The 25,089-nt window shown below is 64.6% G+C and carries 22 protein-coding genes; 10 read left to right on the forward strand and 12 right to left on the reverse strand.

All coding sequences use genetic code 11. The annotated features are described in order from the left end of the window. The first annotated feature begins 7 nt into the window (after positions 1-7). Positions 8-1,042 carry a zinc-binding alcohol dehydrogenase family protein gene (locus tag ACVIHF_RS06830; protein ID WP_375166972.1) on the forward strand — a complete coding sequence of 345 codons (1,035 nt, stop codon included), beginning with the start codon at positions 8-10 and terminating at the stop codon, positions 1,040-1,042. A 109-nt stretch (positions 1,043-1,151) separates the two neighbouring features. Further along, entirely contained in the window at positions 1,152-2,207 is a 1,056-nt protein-coding gene (locus ACVIHF_RS06835) for a YeeE/YedE family protein (RefSeq protein ID WP_253609646.1), read from the forward strand. A gap of 88 nt (positions 2,208-2,295) precedes the next feature. Here ACVIHF_RS06835 and ACVIHF_RS06840 read toward each other — a convergent pair whose 3' ends face one another. Further along, the gene (locus tag ACVIHF_RS06840; protein ID WP_253609645.1) at positions 2,296-3,876 is read right to left on the reverse strand and encodes a winged helix-turn-helix domain-containing tetratricopeptide repeat protein; all 1,581 of its coding nucleotides are present in this window, start codon (positions 3,874-3,876) and stop codon (positions 2,296-2,298) included. 157 nt (positions 3,877-4,033) lie between these two features. Here ACVIHF_RS06840 and ACVIHF_RS06845 point away from each other — a divergent pair, with 157 nt between their 5' ends. Next, complete coding sequence (locus ACVIHF_RS06845; protein WP_256558770.1) at positions 4,034-4,357, forward strand: DUF1127 domain-containing protein; 324 nt, start codon at positions 4,034-4,036, stop codon at positions 4,355-4,357. A 140-nt stretch (positions 4,358-4,497) separates the two neighbouring features. On the opposite strand, the gene ACVIHF_RS06850 is transcribed toward ACVIHF_RS06845, so the two are convergent. Then, positions 4,498-5,439: a DMT family transporter gene (locus ACVIHF_RS06850; RefSeq protein ID WP_253609644.1), complete on the reverse strand. Its 942-nt coding sequence runs from the start codon at positions 5,437-5,439 to the stop codon at positions 4,498-4,500. Positions 5,440-5,486: 47 nt separating this feature from the next. Here ACVIHF_RS06850 and pdxR point away from each other — a divergent pair, with 47 nt between their 5' ends. Both pdxR and ACVIHF_RS06860 read left to right on the forward strand, forming a co-directional pair. After that, positions 5,487-6,971, forward strand: coding sequence for a MocR-like pyridoxine biosynthesis transcription factor PdxR (gene pdxR / locus ACVIHF_RS06855; RefSeq protein ID WP_253609643.1), 1,485 nt, complete (start codon positions 5,487-5,489; stop codon positions 6,969-6,971). 166 nt (positions 6,972-7,137) lie between these two features. Beyond that, positions 7,138-8,442 (forward strand): ISNCY family transposase, encoded by a 1,305-nt coding sequence (locus ACVIHF_RS06860; RefSeq protein WP_456791874.1) that lies wholly within the window; start codon positions 7,138-7,140, stop codon positions 8,440-8,442. A 253-nt stretch (positions 8,443-8,695) separates the two neighbouring features. On the opposite strand, the gene ACVIHF_RS06865 is transcribed toward ACVIHF_RS06860, so the two are convergent. The 5 genes from ACVIHF_RS06865 to ACVIHF_RS06885 form a co-directional block, all read right to left on the reverse strand. Continuing rightward, positions 8,696-9,916 (reverse strand): bifunctional alpha/beta hydrolase/OsmC family protein, encoded by a 1,221-nt coding sequence (locus ACVIHF_RS06865; RefSeq protein ID WP_253609642.1) that lies wholly within the window; start codon positions 9,914-9,916, stop codon positions 8,696-8,698. A 28-nt stretch (positions 9,917-9,944) separates the two neighbouring features. Continuing rightward, positions 9,945-10,607, reverse strand: a complete 663-nt coding sequence (locus tag ACVIHF_RS06870; protein WP_253609641.1) for a sulfite oxidase-like oxidoreductase — start codon at positions 10,605-10,607, stop codon at positions 9,945-9,947. A 12-nt stretch (positions 10,608-10,619) separates the two neighbouring features. Continuing rightward, positions 10,620-11,942: an MFS transporter gene (locus tag ACVIHF_RS06875; RefSeq protein WP_253609640.1), complete on the reverse strand. Its 1,323-nt coding sequence runs from the start codon at positions 11,940-11,942 to the stop codon at positions 10,620-10,622. An 81-nt stretch (positions 11,943-12,023) separates the two neighbouring features. Continuing rightward, positions 12,024-13,250: a cytochrome P450 gene (locus ACVIHF_RS06880; RefSeq protein WP_253609639.1), complete on the reverse strand. Its 1,227-nt coding sequence runs from the start codon at positions 13,248-13,250 to the stop codon at positions 12,024-12,026. 75 nt (positions 13,251-13,325) lie between these two features. Then, the gene (locus tag ACVIHF_RS06885) at positions 13,326-13,532 is read right to left on the reverse strand and encodes a ferredoxin (protein WP_016842874.1); all 207 of its coding nucleotides are present in this window, start codon (positions 13,530-13,532) and stop codon (positions 13,326-13,328) included. A gap of 209 nt (positions 13,533-13,741) precedes the next feature. Between ACVIHF_RS06885 and ACVIHF_RS06890 the strand changes: the two genes are divergently transcribed. Beyond that, positions 13,742-14,371 (forward strand): TetR/AcrR family transcriptional regulator, encoded by a 630-nt coding sequence (locus tag ACVIHF_RS06890; protein ID WP_253609638.1) that lies wholly within the window; start codon positions 13,742-13,744, stop codon positions 14,369-14,371. A gap of 202 nt (positions 14,372-14,573) precedes the next feature. Here ACVIHF_RS06890 and ACVIHF_RS06895 read toward each other — a convergent pair whose 3' ends face one another. Next, the gene (locus ACVIHF_RS06895; protein ID WP_253609637.1) at positions 14,574-15,998 is read right to left on the reverse strand and encodes an amidase; all 1,425 of its coding nucleotides are present in this window, start codon (positions 15,996-15,998) and stop codon (positions 14,574-14,576) included. Positions 15,999-16,086: 88 nt separating this feature from the next. Here ACVIHF_RS06895 and ACVIHF_RS06900 point away from each other — a divergent pair, with 88 nt between their 5' ends. Next, the gene (locus ACVIHF_RS06900; protein ID WP_253609636.1) at positions 16,087-16,941 is read left to right on the forward strand and encodes an alpha/beta hydrolase; all 855 of its coding nucleotides are present in this window, start codon (positions 16,087-16,089) and stop codon (positions 16,939-16,941) included. Positions 16,942-17,057: 116 nt separating this feature from the next. Here ACVIHF_RS06900 and ACVIHF_RS06905 read toward each other — a convergent pair whose 3' ends face one another. Continuing rightward, entirely contained in the window at positions 17,058-17,834 is a 777-nt protein-coding gene (locus ACVIHF_RS06905) for an SDR family oxidoreductase (RefSeq protein WP_253609635.1), read from the reverse strand. A 168-nt stretch (positions 17,835-18,002) separates the two neighbouring features. Between ACVIHF_RS06905 and ACVIHF_RS06910 the strand changes: the two genes are divergently transcribed. Then, a complete protein-coding gene (locus tag ACVIHF_RS06910; protein WP_057017663.1) occupies positions 18,003-19,082 on the forward strand; it encodes a tartrate dehydrogenase in 1,080 nt (359 codons plus the stop codon). 390 nt (positions 19,083-19,472) lie between these two features. Here the strand turns inward: ACVIHF_RS06910 and ACVIHF_RS06915 are convergent, their stop codons facing one another. From ACVIHF_RS06915 to ACVIHF_RS06925, 3 genes are all read right to left on the reverse strand, one after another. Beyond that, positions 19,473-20,384: an NAD(P)-dependent oxidoreductase gene (locus ACVIHF_RS06915; RefSeq protein ID WP_253609634.1), complete on the reverse strand. Its 912-nt coding sequence runs from the start codon at positions 20,382-20,384 to the stop codon at positions 19,473-19,475. A 32-nt stretch (positions 20,385-20,416) separates the two neighbouring features. Further along, complete coding sequence (locus ACVIHF_RS06920; RefSeq protein ID WP_253609633.1) at positions 20,417-21,667, reverse strand: Zn-dependent hydrolase; 1,251 nt, start codon at positions 21,665-21,667, stop codon at positions 20,417-20,419. Positions 21,668-21,792: 125 nt separating this feature from the next. Beyond that, positions 21,793-22,710, reverse strand: coding sequence for a LysR family transcriptional regulator (locus ACVIHF_RS06925; RefSeq protein WP_057017643.1), 918 nt, complete (start codon positions 22,708-22,710; stop codon positions 21,793-21,795). Positions 22,711-22,830: 120 nt separating this feature from the next. On the opposite strand from ACVIHF_RS06925, the gene ACVIHF_RS06930 reads away from it, so the two are divergent. After that, positions 22,831-23,649, forward strand: a complete 819-nt coding sequence (locus ACVIHF_RS06930) for a putative hydro-lyase (protein WP_253609632.1) — start codon at positions 22,831-22,833, stop codon at positions 23,647-23,649. A gap of 87 nt (positions 23,650-23,736) precedes the next feature. Next, positions 23,737-24,984 carry an ABC transporter substrate-binding protein gene (locus tag ACVIHF_RS06935; protein ID WP_076827180.1) on the forward strand — a complete coding sequence of 416 codons (1,248 nt, stop codon included), beginning with the start codon at positions 23,737-23,739 and terminating at the stop codon, positions 24,982-24,984. The last annotated feature ends 105 nt before the right edge of the window (positions 24,985-25,089 follow it).

Raw genomic sequence — 25,089 nt, forward strand, 5'->3', positions numbered from 1 at the left:
GCGCTTCATGACCAGGACTGGAACGCTGATGCCGCCGGCTCCGCAAGCAAATCGTCATCCTGTCGACTCGCGCTGCGTCCGCCTGCTGACAAAGGCGGAGAACGCTGCGGCGGTGGCGCCGGTGGTCGAGACCCATGTGTTGTCGCGCGGGGCGGACGATCTGCTCATCGAGGTGAAGGCCGCCGCGGTCAATCCGTCCGACGTCAAGGCCGCGACCGGGCTGATGCCCTATGCCGTATTCCCGCGTACCTCGGGTCGCGACTACGCCGGTGTCGTAATCGATGGTCCCGCTGAATTCATCGGGCGCGACGTGTTCGGCTCGTCCGGAGACCTCGGCATCCGCCGCGACGGCACCCATGCCACGCGTCTGGTGGTCGAGCGCGATGCCGTGGTGGAGAAACCCGCCGGCATTTCCTGGGACGAAGCCGCCGGGATCGGCGTGCCCTTCGTCACCGCGATGGAGGGCCTGCGCCGCGCCGGCCTGCCGAAGACGGGCGAGAGCGTGCTGGTGATGGGCGTCAACGGCAAGGTCGGGCAGGCCGCGGTGCAGATCGCGAGCTGGCATGGCGCGCGCGTGATCGGCGTGGTGCGCAAGAGCGAGCCTTATGAAGGCCACAGCAATTCGCCGGTCGAGGTGATCGACGCCTCGACCACCGACGTCGCCGCTCGCGTGCGCGAGCTGACCGGCGGCAGGGGCGCCGACATCGTCTACAACACGGTCGGCGATCCCTATTTCCAGGCCGCGCACAAGTCGCTGGCGTTGCGCGGCCGCCAGATCCTGATCGCGGCGGTCGACCGCATCGTGCAGTTCAACATCCTCGAATTCTACCGCGGCCAGCACACCTATGTCGGCATCGACACGCTTGCGCTGTCGTCGGTTGCGACCGGCGAGGTGTTGCGCGAGCTCGCGCCGGGCTTTGCCGGCGGACATCTGAAGCCATTCCCGATCAAGCCGAGCGCGATCTATCCGCTGGAACAGGCCAAGGCGGCGTTTGTTGCCGTGGCAGGATCGTCGCGCGACCGCGTGATCCTGCGACCCTAGTTCACCGTCATTGCGAGGAGCGAAGCGACGAAGCAATCCATTCTCTCCAGCGTGATAGTATGGATTGCTTCGCGTCGCTCGCAATGACGAACGTAATTGAAGGACTATTATGGACCCCGCCACGATCGTCATCCTCGCCGCCCTGATCATCGGCCTGATCTATGGCTCGGTCGGGCTGCTCAGCGGCTTCTGCATGATGAGCGGCCTGCGCGGCTGGTGGGCGGAGGGCGACGGCCGCCTGGCGCGCACCTATGCGCTGGCGATGGGCGTCGCGATCGCAGCCTCGCAGCTGTTGGCGGCGGCAGGCCTTGTCGATCTCGGCAAGTCGATCTATCTGCAGCCGTCCTTCTCGGCGCCGGTGATGTTCCTCGGCGGGCTGCTGTTCGGCTACGGCATGGTGCTGTCGAACGGCTGCGGCTCCCGAGCGCTGGTGCTGCTCGGGCGCGGCAATCTGCGCTCCTTCGTGGTCGTGATCGTGCTCGGCATCTTCGCCGAGATGACGCTGAAGGGCCTGATCGCACCGCTGCGGATCGCGATGGTACAGGCGTCGCAGGCCACGGTGTCAGCCAATTCGGTGCCGGCGCTGCTGGCAGGGATCGGCCTCGGCACGGTGCCGGCGCGGATGGTCGCGGCCTCAGTGCTCGCAGCCGTCCTGATCATCTTCGCCTTTGCCCATGCGCCGTTCCGAAAATCGCCCGGCCAGATCGCGGCCGGCCTGATCGTCGGCCTGCTGGTGGCGGGCGGTTGGTACGCGACAGGCTATCTCGGCGCCGATGATTTCAATCCGGTGCCGGTGACCTCGCTGACCTTCATCGCACCGATCGCCGACGCCCTGCAATACGTCATGCTGTCGACCGGCTCGACGCTCAATTTCGGCATCGTCACCGTGTTCGGCGTGTTCGCCGGCAGCCTGATCACGGCCATCGCCACCGGGCGCTTCCAGCTCGAAGGCTACCGGTCGCCGCAGCATATGCTGCGCTCGGCGAGCGGCGCCGCGTTGATGGGCGCGGGCGGCGTGATGGCGTTCGGCTGCTCGGTCGGGCAGGGGCTGACTGGGCTGTCGACGCTCTCGCTGTCGTCCCTCATCGCGATCGCCGGCATCATGCTCGGCACCGGCGCCGGCCTGCGCGGGAGCTTGCGGGTCAGGCCGCTTGCGACGGCCTAGGCGTGTACTCATAACCGTCGGCTTCCCGTCATAAAGCGGAAGTTGCCCGGTTCGGTAGTTATCGGCGGCTTATGACCCATCTGCGACATTACCCCTCCGGTACTCCTGCCAATCGCATGCCCTCATAAATGCGCTCACGTTTGGCGAGATAAGCTGGATTATCGGTCGACGGGCTGGCGCGGAAGCGGCGGATGCTGAAATTAGGTTGAAGCGCGAGCCCTGCTTGCGCGGCGGCCCGCGCGTCATCGAGTGCTCCAAGCAGTGCTAGGGCAGCGGCGAGCCCAAGATGCGCAAACGGATAATTTCGGTTGGCGTCGATGCTCCTGCGGAGCCAACAGACGGCTTCCTTGTCGGCACTAAGTTGCAACTTAGCGAAGCCGACATACTGCATCCACATGAAGGCATGAATGTCGCGGGGAGACAGGCGGAGTGCCTCTAGGACATGCGCCTCAGTCTCCCCGCCGCGACCGAGGAAAATCTTGGCTTGACCGATTAACCCGTGCGCATGGGCCAGATTTCGGTCCAGCCCCAAAGCGTGTTGTAGTTCATCAATGCCCTCGGACACGCGGTTCGTGAAAATTTTTGCTGTTCCCAAATGTAAGTGAGCCAAGGGGTGGCTCGGCGCGAGGGTCAGGACATGCATAACGGCCACTTCTGCCACGGTAAGGTACTTCATCCGATTGTCGGTCATGTAGCCGGCACCAACAGTGCCATCAACATGCGCTAAGCCCAGACGCGCTTCGATATTGCCGGGATCAAGCGTCAGGGCGCGCTCGAAAAAGTGGCGCGCCTGCAAGATATATTCGGAAGTCAAGCCCATATTGAGCTTAGCTCTGCCCTGGAAGTACAACTCCATTGAATTGGGATGCGCCGAACGTTGTGCTCTCATGGCCTCGGCTGCGACGAGCTGCGCGTCCAAGGAGTTAGCTAGCCTAGATATGATCTCGTCTTGCATATCGAACAGATCGGCGACGGGTTTGTCAAAGCGGTCCGCCCATAAATGCGTGCCGGTTTCAGCGTCTATCAGCTGCACGTTGACGCGAAGTCGGCTTTCGTGGCGCTGTACGGAGCCTTCTAGCACATACCGGATGTTCAACTCGCGACCGATTTGCTTGAGGTCAGCCGCTTTGCCCTTGTAGGTGAATGCGGTGTGTCGCCCGATCACCAAGGAGCCGCTGATCCGCGACAAATCCGTAGTGAGGCTTTCCGTCACACCATCGACGAAGTAGTCTTGGTCCGGGTCGTCGCTGAGGTTAGCAAATGGCAACACAACAATGGAAAGACGAGGCGGTGATGCCGGCCTTTGCACCGCGCCGTCGTTCTGCACCGCCGAACTGACCGACGCAGTTGAGAGCTTCCGCCCTTCGTGCACTGCGCCAACGAAGCGGAAGCCTTTGCGCGGCAATGTTTTGATTAGGCGCTGCTTATCACCGTCGTCACCGATCGCGGCCCGAGCGGCATTCAGGCGGGTTGTCAGCGCGGCATCAGAGACGATGCGTCCATTCCAAACGGCGCTGATGAGATCGTCCTTGCTAACGACGCGCTCTCTGTGCCGGATCAAATATTGGAGTAGATCGAAGACCTGTGGCGCGATGGGAACAGGGATCGTCCCGCGATGTAGCTCGCGACGGTCAGTATCGAATGCGTACTCCTCGAAGAAATAGCGCATCTCAGGATCCCTTAGGCGGCCCTCTATTTTCAGGCTTTAACGCTGTTCGGGGGCAAAGAATAAGCCGGAGGTAAGGAAAATGTAAGCCGGATGTCAGGCGCGGTGGCTCACCGTACGGCATGTTCATCTTGTGAAAAAGCAGACAGGACGTACCGCAATGAGCACGGTCCACGAGATCACCAAGTTTCAGCATCCAGCAACTACTAACCAGCCGGTCTATAGTCCGCTCGAAGCCTACTGGCAGGCATTTCAGATGTGGCGCAAACGCCGGAGGCTGCAGACGGAATTATGCCGCCTGACGGACCGCGAGCTAATGGATATTGGCACGACGCGAAGCGAGATTGACTACGTCGTGTCGAACAGAGATATCGACCCGAGAGGCATACTAGCCGAATGGGTCCAATACCTGCCAACAGCAGACGGCCAAATCCACCCACATTGGGACAAGCACCTCTCAGAAACACGCGTCAAACCTCGCTAGTGCAATGCGCGGAAACGATCGCGGTCTGCTACAAGCCGTTATGGCTGCTTCTGGCCCAAGGCCGACATGCAGCGCGTCGGTTTCGACGTCAGCTTCCGAGACCGAAGCGGACGTGACGAATCTATGAGCACAGGCCCTAATTACGCACGTAATGGCGCATCCGCGAGCGAGCTCAGCGCGATCCCACCGACGATCAGGGCCGCGGCAATCGCCAGCGAGAGATCGATCGGCTCGCCGAGCAAGAGGGCTGCGGTCACGATACCGACGATCGGCGTCGCCGTGGTGCCGAGCGAGGTGGTCAGTGCCGGCAGGCTCTTGTTGACCATGGACATCGCCCAATAGGCCAACGCCGTACCGATGAAGCCGGAATAGAGGAACAGCAGCAGCAGGTGTGGCGACCATTTCACCTCGGGCATGCCTTCGGTGACGAGCGCCGACATCGTCAGCACCAGCGTCGCGACCAGCACCTGCCACAGCAGCAATTGCAGCGGCGTCGCGATCCAGCGGTGCGAGCGGATATAGATGATGTTCGCGGCCCAGCAGATCGCGGCGATGATGATCATGCCGGCGCCGGCGAGGACATGCAGATTGCTCCAGTCCAGCGACGCCGGGTTGAGGATCACGCCGAGCCCGGCGAGTCCCAGCGCGACGCCGACAAGCTTGAGCGTCCCGAGCCGTTCGGTGCGCGCGGCGGCCGCGGCAAGCGCGACCCAGAGCGGCGTGGTGTAGCCGAGCACGACGCCCTTGCTGGCCGGGAGATAGCGCAGGCCGGCGGCGACCAGCGTCGAGAAAAACGTCATGTGCAGCAGCGCCACGCTGAGCACGACCGGGACATCGGCGATCCGCGGAATGATCAAATTGCCGCTGGCGCGCAGGATCACCAGCAGCGCGATCAGGGCGACCCAGCTGCGGATCGATGCGGTCCACAGCGGCGGCACCGCCTCGACCAGCGATTTCGTGACCGACCAGTTGATGCCCCAGGCCAGCACCACGACGATGAACAGGGCGGCGGCCTTGGCGGGGGAGAGTGACTGGTTCACGGCAGGATCCTTGCAGGCAATACCGCTTGTGAATAGGATCATGCTGGCTCTCTCGAAAGAGCCAGATTTGGTAGAATAGTGGAGCCAGATTGATCCTCGCCGAATTGCTCGCGCTGAAGCGATCGGACGATGCCGGGCTGGCCGCGCAGTTGACCCAGCAGCTGCGCGCGCTGATGGCGAGCGGCCGGATCAGGAGCGGCGCCATGCTGCCATCGAGCCGCAGCCTTGCGGCAGAGCTCGACGTGGCGCGCAACACCGTGACGCATGCCTATGAGCAGCTCGTCGCCGAGGGGTATCTGCGGGTCGCGGCGCGGCGGCGGCCGGTTGTGACCGACGATATCGAGGCGCGCTTCGCCAAGGCTCTGCCTGCGCCACGCCGTGATGCCGCCCGCAAACCGTTGCTGTCGCCCTGGGCCTTGCAGCTCTCCGATACGGATTGGCCGCTGTCCTACCAGGCCGATTTCCGGCCGCTGCGGCCCGGGCTTGCGGATGCGCGCGAGTTTCCACACGAGATCTGGGCGCGCTGCCTGCGCCGCAGCGCGTTGCGCCGCCGCTTCAACGACCAGACCGTGGTCAACCGGCCGAGCCTGCGCGAAGCCTTGCGCGATTATCTCGAAGTCAGCCGCGGCGTGCGCGCCGAGGCCGATCAGATCCTGGTGCTGCCGACGGCGCAGGCTGCGCTGACGCTGATCGCCGCGACCACCATCGTCGCCGGCGATGCGGTGTGGACCGAGGATCCCGGCTATCCCGGTGCGGCGGCGGCGTTTCGTGCCGCCGGTGCAAACGTCGTCGGTGTCAGGCTCGATCAATGGGGCATGATGCGGACGCGCGCGGCGCGCGCGCCGAAGCTCATCTTCGCGACGCCGTCACATCAGCACCCCACAGGGCGCGTGATGCCGGTCGCGCGCCGCACCGAGCTGTTGGCTTCTGCCGAGCCCGGCAAGACCTGGATCGTCGAGGACGATTACGACGGCGAGTTTCACTATGACAGCCGCCCGATGCCGGCGCTGCAGGGGCTCGATCGCGAGGGACGCGTGCTCTATCTCGGCACCTTCGCCAAGGCGATGACCGCCGATATCCGCATCGGCTATCTGGTGGTGCCGCCATCACTGGCGCGGACGATGGAGATCGCGCAGCGCCATCTCGGGCTGATCGCCTCCGTGCATGTCCAGGAGGCGCTGGCCGGTTTCATGGCCGACGGGCATTTCCCGGCGCATGTCAGGCGGATGCGGCGGATCTATCGCGCGCGCCGCGACCACCTCGCGGCGGCGCTGGCGCGGCAGCTCGGCGAGGTGCTCACCGCCGAGGTGCCGCCGGGCGGCATGCAGCTGATTGCCCGCTTCAAGGATGGCACCGCGGACCGGAACGCCGTGGCACGGCTGGTGGCCGCCGGCGTCGAGGTGCGCGCACTGTCGAGCCTCGCGCTGGAGCGGCCGCGCGACCACGGCCTGTTGCTCGGCTTCGCCGCCTGGCGCGAGAACGAGATCGGCGCCGCGGTGCGGATCATGGCGAACTGCCTGACCGGCAAGAGCGCGGCGCGTGGAGAGAGGGGCGTTCGCGCGATTTCGGAATAATGGAAGAATATCCCTGAGTTGCCCGACGTGTCAAGTTGCCGTCTCGACCGTGTCAGTAGCTCGTGATCTGTCGCCTGTTTGTAGCTCGTGAAGTGTCGTGTTTTCGGTGCTCCGGAACAAGGGGGGCACGATGGGCACGGCATCCATTCACGAGGGTGTACGAAGGATGCGGTTTTCAGATTTGCTGGATCGGACGGAGGCGAAGGAACTGACGCAGGAGGCAGCTTCGGAGGTTCTTGGGATCAGTGTTCGGACGTTTCAACGCTGGGCGGAGCGCTATGAGGCGGAGGGCGACGACGGGCTTGTCGACCGCCGGCTGGGGCGTCGTTCGCCACGGCGGGCGCCGGAGGAGGAGCTGGAACGGATGCTTGCGCTGTACCGGGACAAGTACGCGGACTTCACGGTGAAGCACTTCCACGAGCAGATGCAAAAGCGGCACGACTATGTGCTGGGCTATACGGTGACGAAGCTGGCGCTGCACGCGGCAGGGCTGGTGCGGAAGGCTCCGAAGCGTTCGGCGCACCGCAAGAAGCGGCCGCGGCGGCCGCTTCGGGGCATGCTGCTGCACCAGGACGGATCGCGCCACGTTTGGATCGAAGGCCTGCCCGCGAGGGACCTGATCGTCACGATGGACGATGCGACGAGCGAGATCTACTCGATGGTGCTGGTCGAGGAAGAAGGAACGGCCTCGACCTTCCAGGCCTTGCGCGAAGTGATTGGCGAGCATGGCCTGTTCTGCGCGCTCTACACCGACCGCGGCAGCCATTATTTCCTGACCCCAAAAGCTGGCGAGAAGGTCTCGAAGACGCAACAAACCCAGGTGGGACGGGCTTTGTCGCATCTTGGGATCGAGCATATCGCAGCCTATTCGCCGCAGGCGCGCGGGCGCTCCGAGCGGGTATTCGGCACCTTGCAGGATCGGCTGCCGAAGGAGCTGCGGCTTGCCGGGATCACGACGCTCGAAGCTGCCAACGCGTGGCTGAAGGCGCATTACATCCCCGGGCACAACGCCGCGTTTGCGATCAAGCCCGAACAGGAAGGCTCGGCATTCGTAGCCGACCGGCATGAGGCCTGGCGCGAGGCGCTGTGCGTGATCGAGGAGCGAACCGTCGCCAACGACAATACCGTTGCATGGAACGGTCGGCGGCTGCAGCTGCCGCAGAGCCGGCTCAGGCCTCACTTCGTCAAGGCTGTGGTGCGCCTACATGAGTATCCCGATGGCACCGTCAGCGTGTTCCTTGTGGCGATGTTTAGCGCCAACGGACAGCAGATCAGCCCCGACGCGCTTCAGCCTGGCGGCGTGCTCGGAGCCGTCAAGGACAAGCCCTGGCGGGCGCGCAAGCGCGCGTCCTTGACCGCTCCTGCGCGCGCCGCCGTCGAGAAAGCGCGGGGCGGGACGGAGAAACGGGCTTCAAGTCGAACAAAGAAACTCACCCACAGGGCTAAAACCGCCACAACAGCCGTGGCATGATCAATCAGGGAAAGCCGTCCCCGCCTTCCGGCTCCCCTGCAAATCAGAAACGAAGGCGACAGATCACGAGCTACAAAAACACGACATCTTCACCCGCTACGGACAGTCGCCATTCGAGCGCCGGCGGCCGCCGGCTCCTTTGCATGGGGTTGTTTTCGATATTTTTCAGCACGCCCCTGCGACGGCCCCCGTGCGGGAGAGGGACGCCGCCCAGATGCTGCTACGGCACGGCCCGTCTCGCTGTGTCGCAGGCTTACTCCGCGGCCTTGGTGACGATCCGTACCTCCGACGTCAGCGTCTTGTGCACCGGGCACTTGTCGGCGATCTCCATCAGCCGCTTGCGCTGGTCGGCGTCGAGGTCGCCCTCGATCCTGATGACGCGGTCGATCTGGTCGAGCATGCCTTCGCGCGTCTCGCACTCCTCGCAATCCTTCGCGTAGATCTTGCTGTGCGTCAGCGTTACGGTGACGCGATCGAGCGGCAGCGATTTGCGGTCGGCATACATCCGCATCGTCATCGAGGTGCAGGCGCCTAGCCCGGCCAGCACGAAGTCGTACGGCCCGGGGCCGGAATCCTGACCGCCGACGGCGATCGGCTCGTCGGCCAGCATGCGATGCGGGCCTGCCGTGATGATCTGCTGAAACTTGCCGGCGCGGGTCTCCTGCACCACGACGTTGCGCGGCGCAGTGCCGGTATCTGCCGCCGGCTGCGGCGCGATATCGATGTAGCGTTCGGCCCAGGCGCCGATCACGTCGGCGACATAGGCGGCATCCTGTTTGCCGCTCAAGAGATGGTCGGCCTCGGCCAGCGAGACGAAGCTCTTGGGGTGCCTGGCGGCGCTGAAGATATGCGTGGCGTTGTCGATGCCGACGGTGTCGTCGGTCGGCGAATGCATGATCAGCAGCGCCTTGTGCAGCTGCTTCACCTGCGCCATCAACTTCTGCTCGGCGACGTCGTCGAGGAATTCGCGCTTGATGCGGAACGGGCGGCCCGCGAGCGAGACTTTGCCTTCGCCCTGGGTGCGGATGTCCTCGATCCGGTCCCTGAAGAAATGCGTGACATGGACGGGATCTGACGGCGCGGCGATGGTCGCGACCGCCTTGGCCTCGGGGATTTGACCCGCGGCGGCGAGGATCGCGGCGCCGCCGAGGCTGTGGCCGATCAGGATCGCGGGTGCTGTGCGCATCACGCGCAGATGGTCGGCGGCGCGGACCAGATCGGCGACGTTCGACGAGAAGGTCGAGTTGGCGAACTCGCCCTCGCTGGAGCCGAGGCCGGTGAAGTCGAAGCGCAGCGTGGCGATGCCCTTGGCCGCGAGCGCGACCGCGATGCGCTTTGCGGCCAGCACGTCCTTGCCGCAGGTGAAGCAGTGCGCGAACAGCGCATAGGCCTTGATCGGCCCGTCGGGCGTGTCAAGCGCGGCGGCAAGCTGATGGCCGCCAACACCGGTGAATTGAAAGCGTTCGTGCGGCACGGGCAGGCTCCATCATTCTGTTGGTGTGTCAGTCGCCAGAATAGCGCTGTTCGGCCCAGGGATCACCGCGATTGTGATAGCCACGGACCTCCCAGAAGCCGGGCGCGTCCTCGGTGAGGAATTCGATGCGCTGCAGCCACTTCGCGCTCTTCCAGAAATAGAGGTGGGGCACCACGAGCCGCACCGGGCCGCCATGCTCCTGCTCCAGCGGCTTGCCCGACCAGCTATGGGCGAGCAGCGCGTCCTCGGCGGCAAAGTCTTCGAGCGGCAGGTTGGTCGTATAGCCGTCATAGGAATGCAGCGCGACGAAGCGCGCGTCCTCGCGCGGCTGGCAGGCGGCGAGCAGGTCGCTTGTGGCGAGCCCTTCCCACTGGTTGTCGTAGCGCGACCAGGTCGTGACGCAGTGAATGTCGGAGACGAATTGCGTTTGCGGCTGCGCCATGAACTGCTGCCAGGTCCAGTAGATGGTCTGCTCGACCGCGCCGTAGACGTCGAGCCGCCAGCGCTCCTGGGAGATGTTCGGCATCAGCCCGAGATCGAGCACCGGCCAATCCGCCGTCAGATGCTGGCCCGGCGGCAGGCGCTGCTCCTCCGGCCGGGTGACCTTGCCGGTGAGGAATTTGCCTTCGCGTGCCCAGCGCTGCTTGCTGCGCGTCAGCTTGCTCTCGGGCGGTTCGTTATCGTCGGTCATCGCGTCAGGCCATCATTCGTGGCGGTGCATCGCGGAGTCGCGCTTGGTATCGCGCATCGTCGAGTAGATCAGCAGCGACAGGAAGATCATGCCGCTGAGATAGTAGTAGAACCAGTCCTCATGCCCGATGCTCTTGAAGTAGAGCGCGACCGCCGGCGCGGTGCCGCCGAAGATCGACACCGTGATGGCGTAGGGCAGGCCGACGCCGAGCGCGCGGACATTGGTCGGAAACAGCTCGGCCTTCACGATCGCGTTGATCGAGGTGTAGCCGGCGACGAAGATCCATGCGCCGCAGATCAGAAGGAAGGCCATGAACGGCGACTTGGTGTCCTTCAGCGCGGTCAGGATCGGGATGGTGCCGAGCGTGCCGGCGATGCCGAAGAAGATCAATAGCGGCTTGCGGCCGATCTTGTCGGAGAGCCCGCCATAGATCGGTTGCAGGATGGTCGCGAAGATCAGCGAGCCGAAGATCACGAAGGTGGTCTGGTCCTCGGTGAGGCCGACCGACAGCTTCACGAAGGTCTGCATGTAGGTGGTGAAGGTATAGAACGCCGCGGTGCCGCCGGCGGTGAGGCCGACCACCAGCAGCAATTCGCGCGGATAGTTCAACAGGCCGACGATCGAGCCGGTCGGCTTGGAAACCTTCTTGGCCTCCTCGAAGGCCTCGGTCTCATGCAGGCTGCGGCGCATCACCGCCGCGACGATCGCGAGCATGGCGCCGATCACGAACGGAATCCGCCAGCCCCAGGCCTTCAGCTCGTCCGGCGTCAAAAACACCTTTTGCAGCAACAGCAGCACGATGATCGCGGTGAGCTGACCGCCGATCAGCGTGACGTACTGGAAGCTGGAGTAGAAGCCGCGGTGCTTGGGATCGGCGACCTCGCTGAGATAGGTGGCGCTGGCGCCATATTCGCCGCCGAGGCTCAGGCCCTCGATCACGCGGGCCAGCGCCAGGATCGCCGGGGCCGCGATGCCGATCGAGGCATAGGTCGGCGTCACCGCGATGATCAGCGAGCCGAAGCACATGCAGACCACCGAGAGCGTTAATGACAGCCGCCGGCCATAGCGGTCGGCGATGAAGCCGAACAGCCAGCCGCCGAGCGGACGCATCAGGAAGGTCGCGGCAAACAGCACGGCCGCATTGAGCTGCTGCACCACCGGGTCGCTGTGCGGGAAGAATGCCGGCGCGAAATACAGCGCAAACGCCGTGTAGGCGTAGAAATCGTACCACTCGACGAGATTGCCGACCGAGCCGATGAAGATCGCCTTCACCCGCCGCTCGACGTCGTGGATGTCGAGATGATCGCTCGCGGGCTGAGCGGTTTGTTCGGACATGGCATTGCTCCCGGACTCGTCGGTTCGATTCCGGGGCAAGCTACCTCATTGGGTGACGTGATGTAACCGCTGTCCGGTTCCTCAGGCGTTGTTGCCGAACAGAACGGGCAGTTGACGCGGGCCGCGCACCGTGCCTTCCGACCAGGTGACCTTGCCGGCCGGATCGAGCCGGAAATCAGGGATTCGCTTCAGCCATTCCTCGATCGCGACCTGCATCTCCATCCGCGCAAGGTTGGAACCGACGCAGCGGTGGATGCCGAGGCCGAAGGCGGCGTGGCGGTTCTCCTTGCGGTCGATCACCACCTTGTCCGCATCGGGGAACATGGCGGGATCGCGATTGGCGGCGGGGAAGGACAGCAGCACCATGTTGCCCGCCTTTACCGGGCAGCCGGAGATCGTGGTCTCCTTCATCACCTCGCGCGCCATCGTCACCGGCGAATATGCGCGCAGGAATTCCTCGATCGCGGTCGGGATCAGCGCCGGCTCCGCGATCAGGCGCTCGCGATCGGTCGGCGTTTTGGCGAGGTGCCAGAGCGAGGAGCCGATCGCGCTCCAGGTGGTGTCGATGCCGGCGATCAGAAGCAGCCGCAGCGAGCCGAGCACATGCTCGTCGGTGAGCGGCTGGCCGCCGGGGCCCTTGGCCCGCAGCAGCTGCGAGATCAGATCGTCGCCCGGCTCAAGCTTGCGCTGCTCGAGATGGGCCACGAAGTAGCCGGTCATCTCGCGCACGCCGTTCATCAGTTCGTCTTCGTTCTTGATGCCGAGCTCGAGGATCTGGTGGATCCATTTGATGAAGAGATCGCCGTCCTTCTCGGGAATCCCCAGCATGTGGGCGATGGCGCGCACCGGGATGTGCTTGGTGTAGCGCGCGGCGGCGTCGCAATGGCCATCGGCGATGAATTCGTCGATCAGCTCGTTGCAGATCGCGCGCACCCGCGGCTCCAGCCGCTTCATCGCGTCCGGCGTGAACGGCGGCAGCAGCACCTGCTTGGCGGGCTTGTGCTCCGGCGGATCGGAGGTGATCGGCGGCGCGCGAGCGGTGATCTCGGGACGGATGTCGCGCACGATGACGCGGCGCGAGGAGAAGTGCTCGGTGTCGTAGGCGATCTCCTTCACCGCCTGATAGGTGGTCGGCATGTAGCAGCCGAGGAAGCGCTCGGTATGCACGACGGGCGAAGCCGCGCGCAGCGTCTCCCAGATCGGGAACGGGTCGTCGGTCCAGACCGGATCGGTGTGGTCGAAATCATGGACCCAGTCGGAGACCGGGGGATGTTCGGGCAGATAGCTTGCGGACGGGGAATCGGACATCAGCTCGTTTCCTTCTCGTTCGATCAAAACGCTGGTCGGCTCAACGGGCGGCGCGCGGCCGTCCCCGGCTGGCCGTCATTCCTCGGTGACTTCGATCGCGATTTCCGGGCAATTGGTCTGCGCGAGCCAGGCCTTGTCCTCGAGCCCGGCCGGGACCGTCCCGTCGCCGACCTCATGGGCGTTGCCGTATTCGTCGAGCTCGAACAGTTCGGGGGCGAGTGATTTGCAGCGGGCGTGACCCTGGCACTTGTCCTGGTCGACGCGGATTCTGAGCTTGGACATGCAAGCACCTCCCTCGGCTCTGGCGCATTGTGGGTTGCGCCGGGTTTCCTCATTCCGGTTTATGCAAGCCTTGTTTAGGCAAGTTCTTGTTTAGGCAAGCTCTTGGCTTGCTTGGGCGGCCGGCCCTCTTAACCGGATCGCCAAGTTATAGTATATTACATTATCGTCGCGCTTGCGCGTCAAGCGAAAATTCAGCGATCATTGCCGCAATGGGACAAATCGTTCGTAAGCCGTTCAAAACCTACCACCATGGCGACCTCCGCGAAGCCCTGATCCAGGCCGCGTTACGCGAGGTCGAGCTCGGTGGTCCCGAGGCGATCAGCATCAAGGCGCTGGCCAAGCAGCTCGGCGTCTCGCAGCCGGCGCCGTACCGGCATTTCGCCGACCGCGAGGCGCTGCTGGAGGCGGTGACCGCGGAAGCATTCCGGCAGTTCAACGTGATCATGCGCGAGGCGATCGAGCAGTCGAGCAAGGGCTCGAAGCTGTCGCGCTTTGCCCAGGCCGCGCTCGCCTTCGGGCTCGAGCGCCACGGCATCTACCGGCTGATGTTCGCGTCGCGCACCATGGCCTGCGCGCCGAAGGGCAGCGAGCTGCACACCGCGGCGATGGAAACGCTGGCACTGCTGATCGAGTCGTTCGAGGCGCCCGCGGTCGGGCTGCTGCGCGAGCGGCAGGCGCTGAAGATCTGGGCCGGGCTGCACGGCATCGTGATGCTCGCCGAGCAGGGACTGCTGACCGGCGAGTCCGCGCAGATCAGCCGCGAGGAGTTGCTGGACGAAATCGTCGAGCAGACCAAGGCGGCACTCGTGGCGCTGCAGGCGACGGAGGATAAGGCGTAGGGCAGATCGTCTGCAGCAATCCCTTCGTCCCATAGAGATCGATAGCCCCGTCATTGCGAGGAGCTCGCGACAACATTGCAGAGCAATTTTGCGCTGAAGCGACGAAGCAATCCATCGTTCTGCGCGCTCGGTGACAATGGATTGCTTCGCTTCGCTCGCAATGACGAAGTGGAGGGTCTCGCCCGCCTCTCCACCATGAGGGTCAGGATCGCGGCGGCCGCGGATCGATCGGGGTGGTGCCGCGCACGCCCAGAATGTCCTCCAGCACTTTCGCGCCGGCCAGCAGCTGCGCCTCGGCACGCGGCTTTGCGACCATTTGCAGGCCGACGGGCAGGCCCGAGGCGGTGAAGCCGCAGGGCAGCGACAGCGCCGGACAACAGGCCAGCGTGATCGCGTAGACGATGCCGAGCCATTCGACGTAGTTGTCGAACTTCTTGCCGTCGCACTCGGCGACATAGCGGTTCTCGACCGGGAATGGCGCAACGATGGTCGCGGGCGCCAGCAGCAGGTCGTACTTGTCGAAGAATTCGAGCGTACGCGCCGTCATCGCGACGCGCTGCGCCTCGGCGCGTTCGAGCTTCTCGACCGTGAGCTTCAACCCTTCCTCGATGTTCCAGATCACCTCGGGCTTCAGCAGATCGCGTTTGGTGCGCAGCAGTTCGGCCTTGCTGATTGCGAAATCGAACGCGCGCAGCACGTGGAAGCATTCATGGGCTTCGCGCAAATCGGGATGCGCTTCCTCGACGATCGCACCGGCTGCCGCGAACCGCTCCGCCGCCTTGCGGGTTACGGCCTTGACCTCGGGATCGACTGGCGTGATGCCGAGATCGGGCGAGTAGGCGATGCGCTTCGGCTTGCTACCGGAGCGGGCTGCCGACAGGAACGATGTCGGCAGCGTGGGCAGCGACAGCGGATCGGCGGCGTGCTCGCCGCTCATCGCGTCCAGCAGCAGCGCGAGGTCCTCGACATTGCGCGCCATCGGTCCCTGCTGGCCGAGCGTGCGGTCGACGCCGAATTTCGGCGTCTGCGCGACGCGGCCGATCGACGGCCGGAGGCCGACGATGCCGCAGAAGCTCGCCGGGTTGCGCAGGCTGCCGCCCATGTCGGAGCCGTGCGCCAGCCACGCGGTGCCGCTCGCAAGTGCCGCCGCGGCGCCGCCGGAGGAGCCGGCGGCCGAGCGCGATGTGTCCCAGGGATTGCGGGTCGGGCCGAACACCTCGTTGAAGGTGTTGGCGCCGGCGCCGAATTCCGGCGTGTTCGACTTGGCGTAGATCACGCCGCCATTCTCTTCGAGACGCTCGACCAGGATGTCGGATTTCGCCGGGATGTTGTCCTTGAAGATCGGCGAGCCCAGCGTGGTCAGCACGCCGGAGACGGCGGTGAGGTCCTTGATCGGAACGGGAAGGCCCGCGAGCAGGCCGCGCTCGCTGACCGGTTTCTGCATCAATGCCTTGGCGTGGGTGCGGGCGCGGTCGAAGCAGAGCGTCGGCAGTGCGTTGACCTTGCCGTCCACCTCGGCAATGCGCGTCTCCAGCACGTCGAGCAGGTCAAGCGGCGTGACATCACCGGCTTTCAGTTTCTCGACGACGGCACACGCCGTTTCCTTCACCAAGCCCTGATCAGCCATGCACCGTTGCTCCTATGCCTTCTGTTTGCTTGTGCTGTAGAACATTTCCTGCCGTCGTGGCAATGCGACGTGAACCGAAGGGGCAGGGATGGCAGCGTTGTTTTCCGCGCTGGACTGGCGCGCGATGAGCCAACAGGAGCGCGATCTCGGTCTGAACAACGGCGTTGCCGTCAAGGGCAGCGCCGAAATCGCTGCGGGCTGGGAGCAGCGCTCGGCGGCACTGCGGCAAAAGTACGCCGGCCATCTCGACCTCAGATACGGCCCGCGCGAGCGCAACCGGATCGATTTCCTGAAGGCACGCGACGGCGCGCCGACGCTGCTGTTCATCCACGGCGGCTATTGGCAGACCCGTGCCAAGGAAGTGTTCACGACCTTCGCCGAGGGGCCGATGGTCCACGGCATCAATGTCGCGCTGATCGGCTATACGCTGGCGCCGGATGCGACGCTCGACGACATCGTCGCCGAGATCCATGCCGGCATCGACTTTCTGGCCGGGCAGTTGCCCGCGCTCGGGGCCGCTGCCGAGGGCATCGTGGTGTCGGGCTGGTCGGCCGGCGGACATTTGACATCGCTGGCGCTGTCGAACGGCCATGTCCGGGCCGGCATGGCGATCTCGGGCATCTACGACCTCGAGCCGATCAGGCATTCCTACCTCAACGAAAAGCTCAAGCTCGACGAAGCGGCGTCGCGGCGCAACTCGCCGATGATGGCGGAAGGCGGCACGGCAAAGCCGCTGTCGCTGGTAGTCGGCAGCGCCGAATTGCCGCTGCTGCGCAAGCAGACCGCCGATTTCGCCGGCCATCGCGCCCGCTACGGCTTGCCGGTGACCTATGAGGAGATCGCCGGCGCCGATCATTTCTCTATCATGAACCAGATGCTGGCGCCGCAGGGCCGCATCACGACGCTGATCCGGCAGCTGTTCGAGCGGACGGCGTCATCCTGAGGTGCGAGCCTCTTCGGCGAGCCTCGAAGGATGACGCAGCCCGTGGCCCATCCTTCGAGACGCCGCGCTACGCACGGCTCCTCAGGATGACGGCGGTACAAGCGGAGGGACGATTTCTAACCCCATCCCGACGTCAGCCCGCCATCCACCGTGTAGATCACGCCCGACGTATAGCCGGCGCGGTCGGAGGCGAGGAACGCCATCAGGTCGCCGATCTCGCGTGCATGTGCGGGCCGGCCGAGCGGCAGGCCCTTCTGGAATTCCTTGTAGCGGTTCTCGTCGCCGAACTGGTTCTTGGCGCGGGTCTTGAGCAGCGTGACGTGGCGGTCGGTCCCGACCGGGCCGGGATTGATGCCGACGACGCGGATATTGTCGGCGAGGCTCTTGCCGCCGAGCGCGCGGGTGAACGCCATCAGCGCGGCATTGCCGGCGCTGCCGCAGATGTAATTGGCGTCGAACTTCTCGCCGGCCGCGCCGATGTCATTGACGATCACGCCTCCGCCGCGCGCCTTCATCTGGGCGTAGATCGCGCGCGTCAGATTGACGTAACCGAACACCTTGAGCTCCCACGCATGCCGCCAGGTCGCCTCGTCGATCTTGTCGATCGAGCCGCCGGGGATATCGCCGGCATTGTTGACAAGGATATCGATGTCCGCAGCCTCTCCGGCGAGGCGCGCGAGATCCTCGGGCTTGCGCAGATCCACCACGCTGGTCGCGGCAGATATCTGGTGCGCGGAGCGCAGCCGCTCGGCGAGCGCCTTGAGCTGGTCGCCGTTGCGGGCGGCGAGCAGGAGGTTGGCGCCTTCCTCGGCAAAGGCTTCGGCGGCGGCCGCGCCAATGCCCTTGGAGGCGCCGGTGATCAGGACACGCTTGCCGCGCAGATGCAGATCCATGGGATGTCTCGCTTGGTATGAGGAGTGGGTGTCGGCGAATTTGGTGGGGCAGGGTCGCGCCGCGGTCAACACTGCACTGCAGCGTTGCGCTCGCGCAAAGTTTGGTCCATTGCAGGACCATCAGAATAGGCGGCATTGCCGGCCGGGCAAATCACAAGGGTGTTCTCGATGAGCAGCGCAAAGAAGCAGTATCGGATTGCGGTCATTCCCGGCGACGGCATCGGCAAGGAAGTGATGCCGGAGGGCCTACGCGTCATCGAGGCGGCGGCCAAGAAGCACGGCGTCGACGTGAAGTTCGACCATTTCGACTTCGCCTCTTACGACTATTACGAGAAGCACGGCGAGATGATGCCGGCCGACTGGAAGAACCAGATCGGCAAGCATGATGCGATCTATTTCGGCGCGGTCGGCTGGCCGGCGAAAATACCTGACCATATCTCGTTGTGGGGATCGCTCATAAAATTCCGCCGCGAGTTCGACCAGTACGTCAATCTGCGCCCGGTGCGGCTGATGCCCGGCGTGCCGTCGCCGCTGGCGAACCGCAAGCCCGGCGACATCGATTTCTGGGTGGTGCGCGAGAACACCGAGGGCGAATACTCTTCCGTCGGCGGCCGCATGTTCCCGGACACTGACCGCGAATTCGTCACCCAGCAGACCGTGATGACCCGCACCGGCGTCGATCGCATCCTGAAATTCGCGTTCGACCTCGCGCAGTCGCGGCCGAAGAAGCATCTGACGTCGGCGACCAAGTCGAACGGCATCTCCATCACCATGCCCTACTGGGACGAGCGCGTGGAGGCGATGGCCAAGAAATATCCCGGCGTGAAGTGGGACAAGTACCACATCGATATCCTGACCGCGAACTTCGTGCTGCATCCGGACTGGTTCGACGTCGTGGTCGGCTCCAATTTGTTCGGGGACATCCTCTCCGATCTCGGCCCGGCCTGCACCGGCACGATCGGCATCGCGCCGTCGGGCAACATCAATCCGGAAGGCGACTTCCCCTCGGTGTTCGAGCCGGTCCATGGCTCGGCGCCTGACATCGCCGGGCAGGGCATTGCCAACCCGATCGGCATGATCTGGTCGGGCGCGATGATGCTGGAGCATCTCGGCGAGAAGCAGGCGGCGGCTGCGATCGTCGGCGCGATCGAGCGCACGCTCGGCGAACGCACGCTGCGCACGCGCGATCTCGGCGGCAATGCCGACACCACGGCGTGCGGCAAGGCCGTCGCGGAGATGGTGGATTAGGCTGCGCCGTCAAGCACGGGGTCGTCCTGGCGAAAGCCAGGACCCATTACCCCGAGTGCTTGTTGTGTTGCTGGGTCTGACCACCGCCCTGCGCGATGACGCAGGCCGGTGGTAATGGGTCCTGGATCGCGCTCGCTACGCTCGCTTGTCCAGGACGACGTCGTTATTGATTGCTTCGCAATCTGCGTAGGGCGGGTTAGCCACCCTACGGCCACTGTCGTCCATGCGAAAGCAGGGACCCATAACCACAGGGTCTCGTTGTTGGGGCTCGCTGTGCCCCCAGCCTTCGTGACAATGGGCAGTGATGGTTATGGGGCCCGGCTCGCGCGGAGCCTGTCATCGGGCGGCGCTTTGCGCCGACCCGTTGGCTTGGCCGGGACGACGGTGAAATTACCCCTTCACGATCCTTCGGCAGTGCTCCCACGCCGCGTGGATCAAATTCTCGCTCGCCTCGGGCGTGCGGAAGGCGGAGTGCGCCGACAGCGTCACGTTCGGGATCCTGGTCAGCGGGTGATCCTTCGGCAGCGGCTCGATGTTGTAGACGTCGAGGCCGGCGTGGCGGATGTGGCCCGAATTGAGCGCATCGATCATCGCCTGCTCGTCGACGATCGCGCCGCGCGCGGTGTTGATCAGCACCACGCCCTTTTTCATCTTCGCGATCTTGTCGCGCGTGATCAGGCCGCGGGTCTCGTCGTTCAGCAGCAGATGGATCGAGACCACGTCGCTGATCGCGAGCACGGTGTCGAGATCGACGAATTCGACGCCCGGATGGCTCTTGGGCGACCGGTTCCAGGCGATCACCTTCATGCCGCTGCCGAGCGCGATGCGGGCGACCTCGGCGGCGATGCCGCCGAAGCCGACCAGGCCGAGCGTCTTGCCGGTGAGCTGCATGCCGTCCTCGCGCAGCCAGTTGCCGGCGCGTATCTCGCGGTCCATCTGCGCGATCACGCGCGCCGACGACCACATCAGCGCGATCGCCGATTCCGCGACCGCGGTGTCGCCATAGCCCTTGATCAGGTGCACCGAAATGCCGAGCTCGGCGAGCTCTTCCGGGTTCATGTAGCTGCGCGCGCCGGTGCCGAGGAACACGACGTGCTTCAGGCCGGCGCACTTCTTCGCAACATCGGTCGGCAGCGCGGTGTGGTCGACCACCGCGATCTCGGCGCCGTCGAGCACCGCCGGATAGTCCTCGGACTTGATGTCGGGGTTGCGGTTGATCCGCATCCTGGGATCGCCGGGCTTTTCCAACCGCTCCGTGATGACAGCAAGCGATTCATTGGCGTCGACAAACACTGCGCGCACGAAAGCCTCCATCCGATGAGGAGAAATGATGATCAGGACGCGACGCCGGCGAGCGCCAGCACCGTATGCATCAGGACGTTGGCGCCGGCGGCGCAATCCGTCTGCTTGGCATCTTCCAGCTCGTTATGGCTGATGCCGTCCTTGCAGGGCACGAACACCATCGCTGCCGGCATCACCGTGTTGAGGTTGCAGGCGTCGTGGCCGGCGCCCGAGGTGATGCGGCGGTGCGAATAGCCGAGCTGCTTGGCGGCGTTCTCGACCGCGTCGACCAGCTTGGGGTCGAAATGCGTCGGCGCCTTGCGCCAGACGAGATCAAGCTGCACCTCGACCTTGCGCTTTGCTGCGATCTCGCTCACGGCGGCACGCAGGTCGCGATCCAGCGCATCCATGATCGTGGCGTCGGCGCTGCGGCAATCCACCGTGAAGGCGATCTCGCCGGGGATGACGTTGCGCGAGGGCGCGGCGATCACGGCCTCGCCGATGGTGCCGACCGCCTTCGGGCCGTGCTGCTTCGCGATGCTTTCCATCGCCAGCACGATCTCGGACAGCGTCGCCAGCGCATCGCGGCGCAGCGGCATCGGGGTCGAGCCGGCATGGCTCTCGAAGCCGGTGATCTTGCCGTCGTACCACAACACGCCCTGGCCGGAATCGACCACGCCGATGGTCTTGTTCTCGGCCTCCAGGATCGGGCCCTGCTCGATATGCAGCTCGACGAAGCTGGTGAACTTCTGGCGGCCGACCGGGGCGTCGCCGCGATAACCGATCGTGTCGAGCGCCTGCGCCACCGTGACGCCCTCGGCGTCCTTGCGCGACAGGATGTCGTTGGTGGTGAAGTCGCCGACATAGGCGGCCGAGGCCATCATCGCCGGCGCAAAGCGCGAGCCTTCCTCATTGGTCCAGTTGCAGATGCAGATCGGCAGCTCGGTCTCGATCCCGGCATCGTTCAGCGTGCGCACCATTTCGAGCGCCGCCAGCGTGCCGAGCACGCCGTCATATTTGCCGCCGGTCGGCTGGGTGTCGAGATGCGAGCCGACGCCGATCGGCGGCTTCGACATGTCCCGTCCTTTCCTCAACCCGAACATCGAGCCGAGCGCGTCGACCTGCACCTCGAGGCCGGCGTCCGCGCATGCCTTGCGGAACCAGTCGCGCACCTGCTTGTCTTCGGCGCTCAAGGTCAGCCGCCGCACACCGCCCTTGGGCGTTGCACCGAACTGCGCGGTTTCGTGGATGGTGCCCCAGAGGCGGGCGGAATCGATCTGCAGGTTGGTGGCGGCTCGGCTCATGTCGTCAGTCCATTTTTATTTTCGTCATTCCGGGGCGATGCGTCAGCATCGAACCCGGAATCTCGAGATTCCGGGTCTGGTCCTTCGGACCATCCCGGAATGACGTTCGATTATCCGGCAATCGTTCAATGACGCGCCACTCTCGCGCCGTCAACCGCCACGCTCGTTTGCGCGATCTGCCTGGCGAGATTGGCGACGCGCTCGATGGCGACCGCATCGGGCGAGGCGAGCCAGCTCGCGGTGAAGGTGAGGGGCGGCAGCTTGAGGTCGGTATCGAGCAGCAGCAAGCGCCCGTCGGCAAGCTCGTTCTCGACGATCGCCGCCGGGATCACCGCGATGCCAAGCCCTTCATTGGCCATGTGGATCACGGTCGCGAGCGAGGTCGAGGCGTGCAGCCGGATCGGCGGCAGATCGGGGGCGTTGAACAGCGCGCGCACGGTCTCGTAGGGCTGGGTCTTGCGCGGAAAGGTGATGATCGGAAACCGCGCCAGGTCCTGCCGCGCCACCGGGCCGTCGCCGAGGCCGAGCGCCGGGCTCGCCAGGAAACCGATCGGGTAATCGCACAGCACGTGGTTGTGCGCGCCGGACGCCGAGACCGGTCCAAGCACGAAGGCGAGCTCGATCTCCTGCGCCAGCAGCCGCTGCGTCAGATTGGGCGTGATGTCGACCTCGATCTCGAGCGACAGGTTTGGGTAGACCTCGTTGACGCTCTTGACGAGGCGCGGCAGCCAGGTGTGCACGATGGTCTCCGCGACACCGAGCCGCAGCGCGCCGCGCATCGCCGAACGGTCGCCGACCTCGGCCATCATCTCCGAACGCAGGCCGATCAGCTTCTCGGCATAGATCATCATCAGCCGTCCACTCGGGGTCGGCGAGGCCACCCGGTGGTCGCGGTTGAGCAGCTTGACGCCCATTTCGCGCTCGAGCTGGGCAATGCGCTGGGAGATCGCCGGCTGGGTGGTGTTGAGCCGCTGGGCGGCGCCGCGGAAGCTGCCGAGCTTGACGACCCAAAGAAATGTCTCGATCGAGCGGAAGTCCGTCATTGGAAGCATTTTCCCGATCGATAAATCTGTTTTATCGATTTTGATTAGAAAGGACGATTAGACATTATATCACGCTTGGTGTTGGTTTGTCCTTGTCGAGATTATGGGCAGGAGAATCCCATGACTGTTTTTGCGGCAGTGCAGCGATCTCAGGGGGAACCAGTGCCGGCGAGCGTCGAAGCGCGCCGCGCCTGCCGTGACGGCGTGGCCTCGGCCACCACAGCCGGCCTCGCCAACGGTTTCGTCCAGGGCAATCTCGCGATCCTGCCGGAAAAGCTCGCCGGCGCCTTCCACCGCTTCTGCCAGCTCAATCCGAAGCCGTGCCCGATCATCGGCATGTCCGACGTCGGCGATCCCCGCATTCCCTCGCTTGGCCTCGACCTCGACATCCGCACCGACGTGCCGCGCTACCGGGTCTGGCGCGACGGCGAGGTGGCGGACGAGCCGACCGACATCACCAAATACTGGCGCGACGATCTCGTCACCTTCGTGCTCGGCTGCTCCTACTCGTTCGAGGAGGCGCTGCTGGATGAGGGCCTGCCAATCCGTCACATTGAACGCAATCTGCGTGTGCCAATGTATCGCACCAATATCGCCTGCAGCCCGTCGGGGCCGTTCGCTGGACCCATGGTGGTGTCGATGCGCCCGTTCAAGCCGGCGGATGCGATCCGCGCGGTGCAGATCACCTCGCGCTTCCCGTCCGTGCATGGCGCGCCGGTCCATCTCGGCCATCCGCATGCGATCGGCATCAAGGATATCGCCAAGCCCGATTACGGCGATGCGGTACCGGTTGCCGATGACGAAATCCCGGTGTTCTGGGCCTGTGGCGTCACGCCGCAATCGGTGATCGCAAGTGCGAAGCTGCCGTTCGCGATCACGCATTCGCCGGGCCTGATGCTGGTGACAGATCTCAAGAACAAGCAGCTCGCTGTGTTCTGAATAGGCAATTCGTGCAATTCATTGAGGCTTTACTGCGCGCTACAAGCATCACATCGATAATAACAAGCTGACCAAGGGGAAATTTCGATGACGATCTCTCGCCGTAACGTGTTGCTGGGTGCCACTGCTGCTGCTGCGCTCGGTCCGATGGCCGCGCGCGCGCAGACCAGTGAAGTGGCAATCGGCGTGATCTATCCGCTCTCGGGCGCCAGCGCCCAGATCGGCGTCGATGCGCAGCGCGCGTTCGAGACCGCGGCAGACATCATCAACAAGAACTATGACTTCGCATTGCCGCTCGCCAAGGGCGAGGGCCTGTCCGGCCTCGGCGGCGCCAAGGTCAAGCTCGTATTCGCCGACCACCAGGCCGATCCGCAAAAGGGCCGCGCCGAAGCCGAGCGCCTGATCACGCAGGAGAAGGTCTGCGCCGTGATCGGCACCTATCAGAGCGCGGTCGCCGTCACCGTCAGCCAGATCTGCGAGCGCTACGGCGTTCCGTTCCTCTCCGCCGACAATTCCTCGCCGAGCCTGCATCGGCGCGGCCTGAAATACTATTTCCGCGCCTCGCCGCATGACGAGATGTTCTCGACCGCGATGTTCGACTTCTTCGATGCGATGAAGAAGAAGGGCCAGAAGATCGAAACGCTGGCGCTGTTCCACGAGGACACCATCTTCGGCACCGATTCGGCGAACGCGCAGACCAAGCTCGCCGGCGAGCGCGGCTACAAGATCGTGGCCGACATCAAGTACCGCGCCAACTCGCCGTCGCTGACCGCCGAGGTGCAGCAGCTCAAGGCGGCGAATGCCGACGTGCTGATGCCGTCGAGCTACACCACCGACGCGATCCTCCTGGTCAAGACCATGGCCGAGCTCGGCTACAAGCCGAAGAACATCATGGCGCAGGACGCCGGCTTCTCCGAGAAGGCGACCTATGACGCGGTCGGCGACAAGCTCGAGGGCGTGATCTCGCGCGGCAGCTTCTCGCTCGACCTGGCGCAGAAGCGTCCGATGGTCGGTCTCATCAACGAGATGTACCGCGCCAAGTCCGGCAAGGACTTCAACGACTATTCGTCGCGCCAGTTCATGGGCCTGATCGTGATGGCGGACGCCATCAACCGCGCCAAGTCGACCGACGGCGACAAGATCCGCGAGGCGCTGGTCGCCACCGACATGCCGGGCGATCAGACCATCATGCCGTGGCGGCGCGTCAAGTTCGACGAGATGGGGCAGAACAACTTCGCCGATCCGGTGCTGTTGCAGTACTCCGCGAAGAACTTCGTGACGATCTTCCCGGAACAGGCCGCCGTCTCCGAGGCGATCTGGCCGATGAACAGCTGATCGGTCGGGCGCCAGAGGGGGCAAACGGCGGTGACAGCCGAAGACATCATTCAGAGTCTCGCATGTTCCGTCATTGCGAGCGAAGCGAAGCAATCCACTTCTCCG

The organism is Bradyrhizobium sp. USDA 4506 (assembly GCF_054058795.1).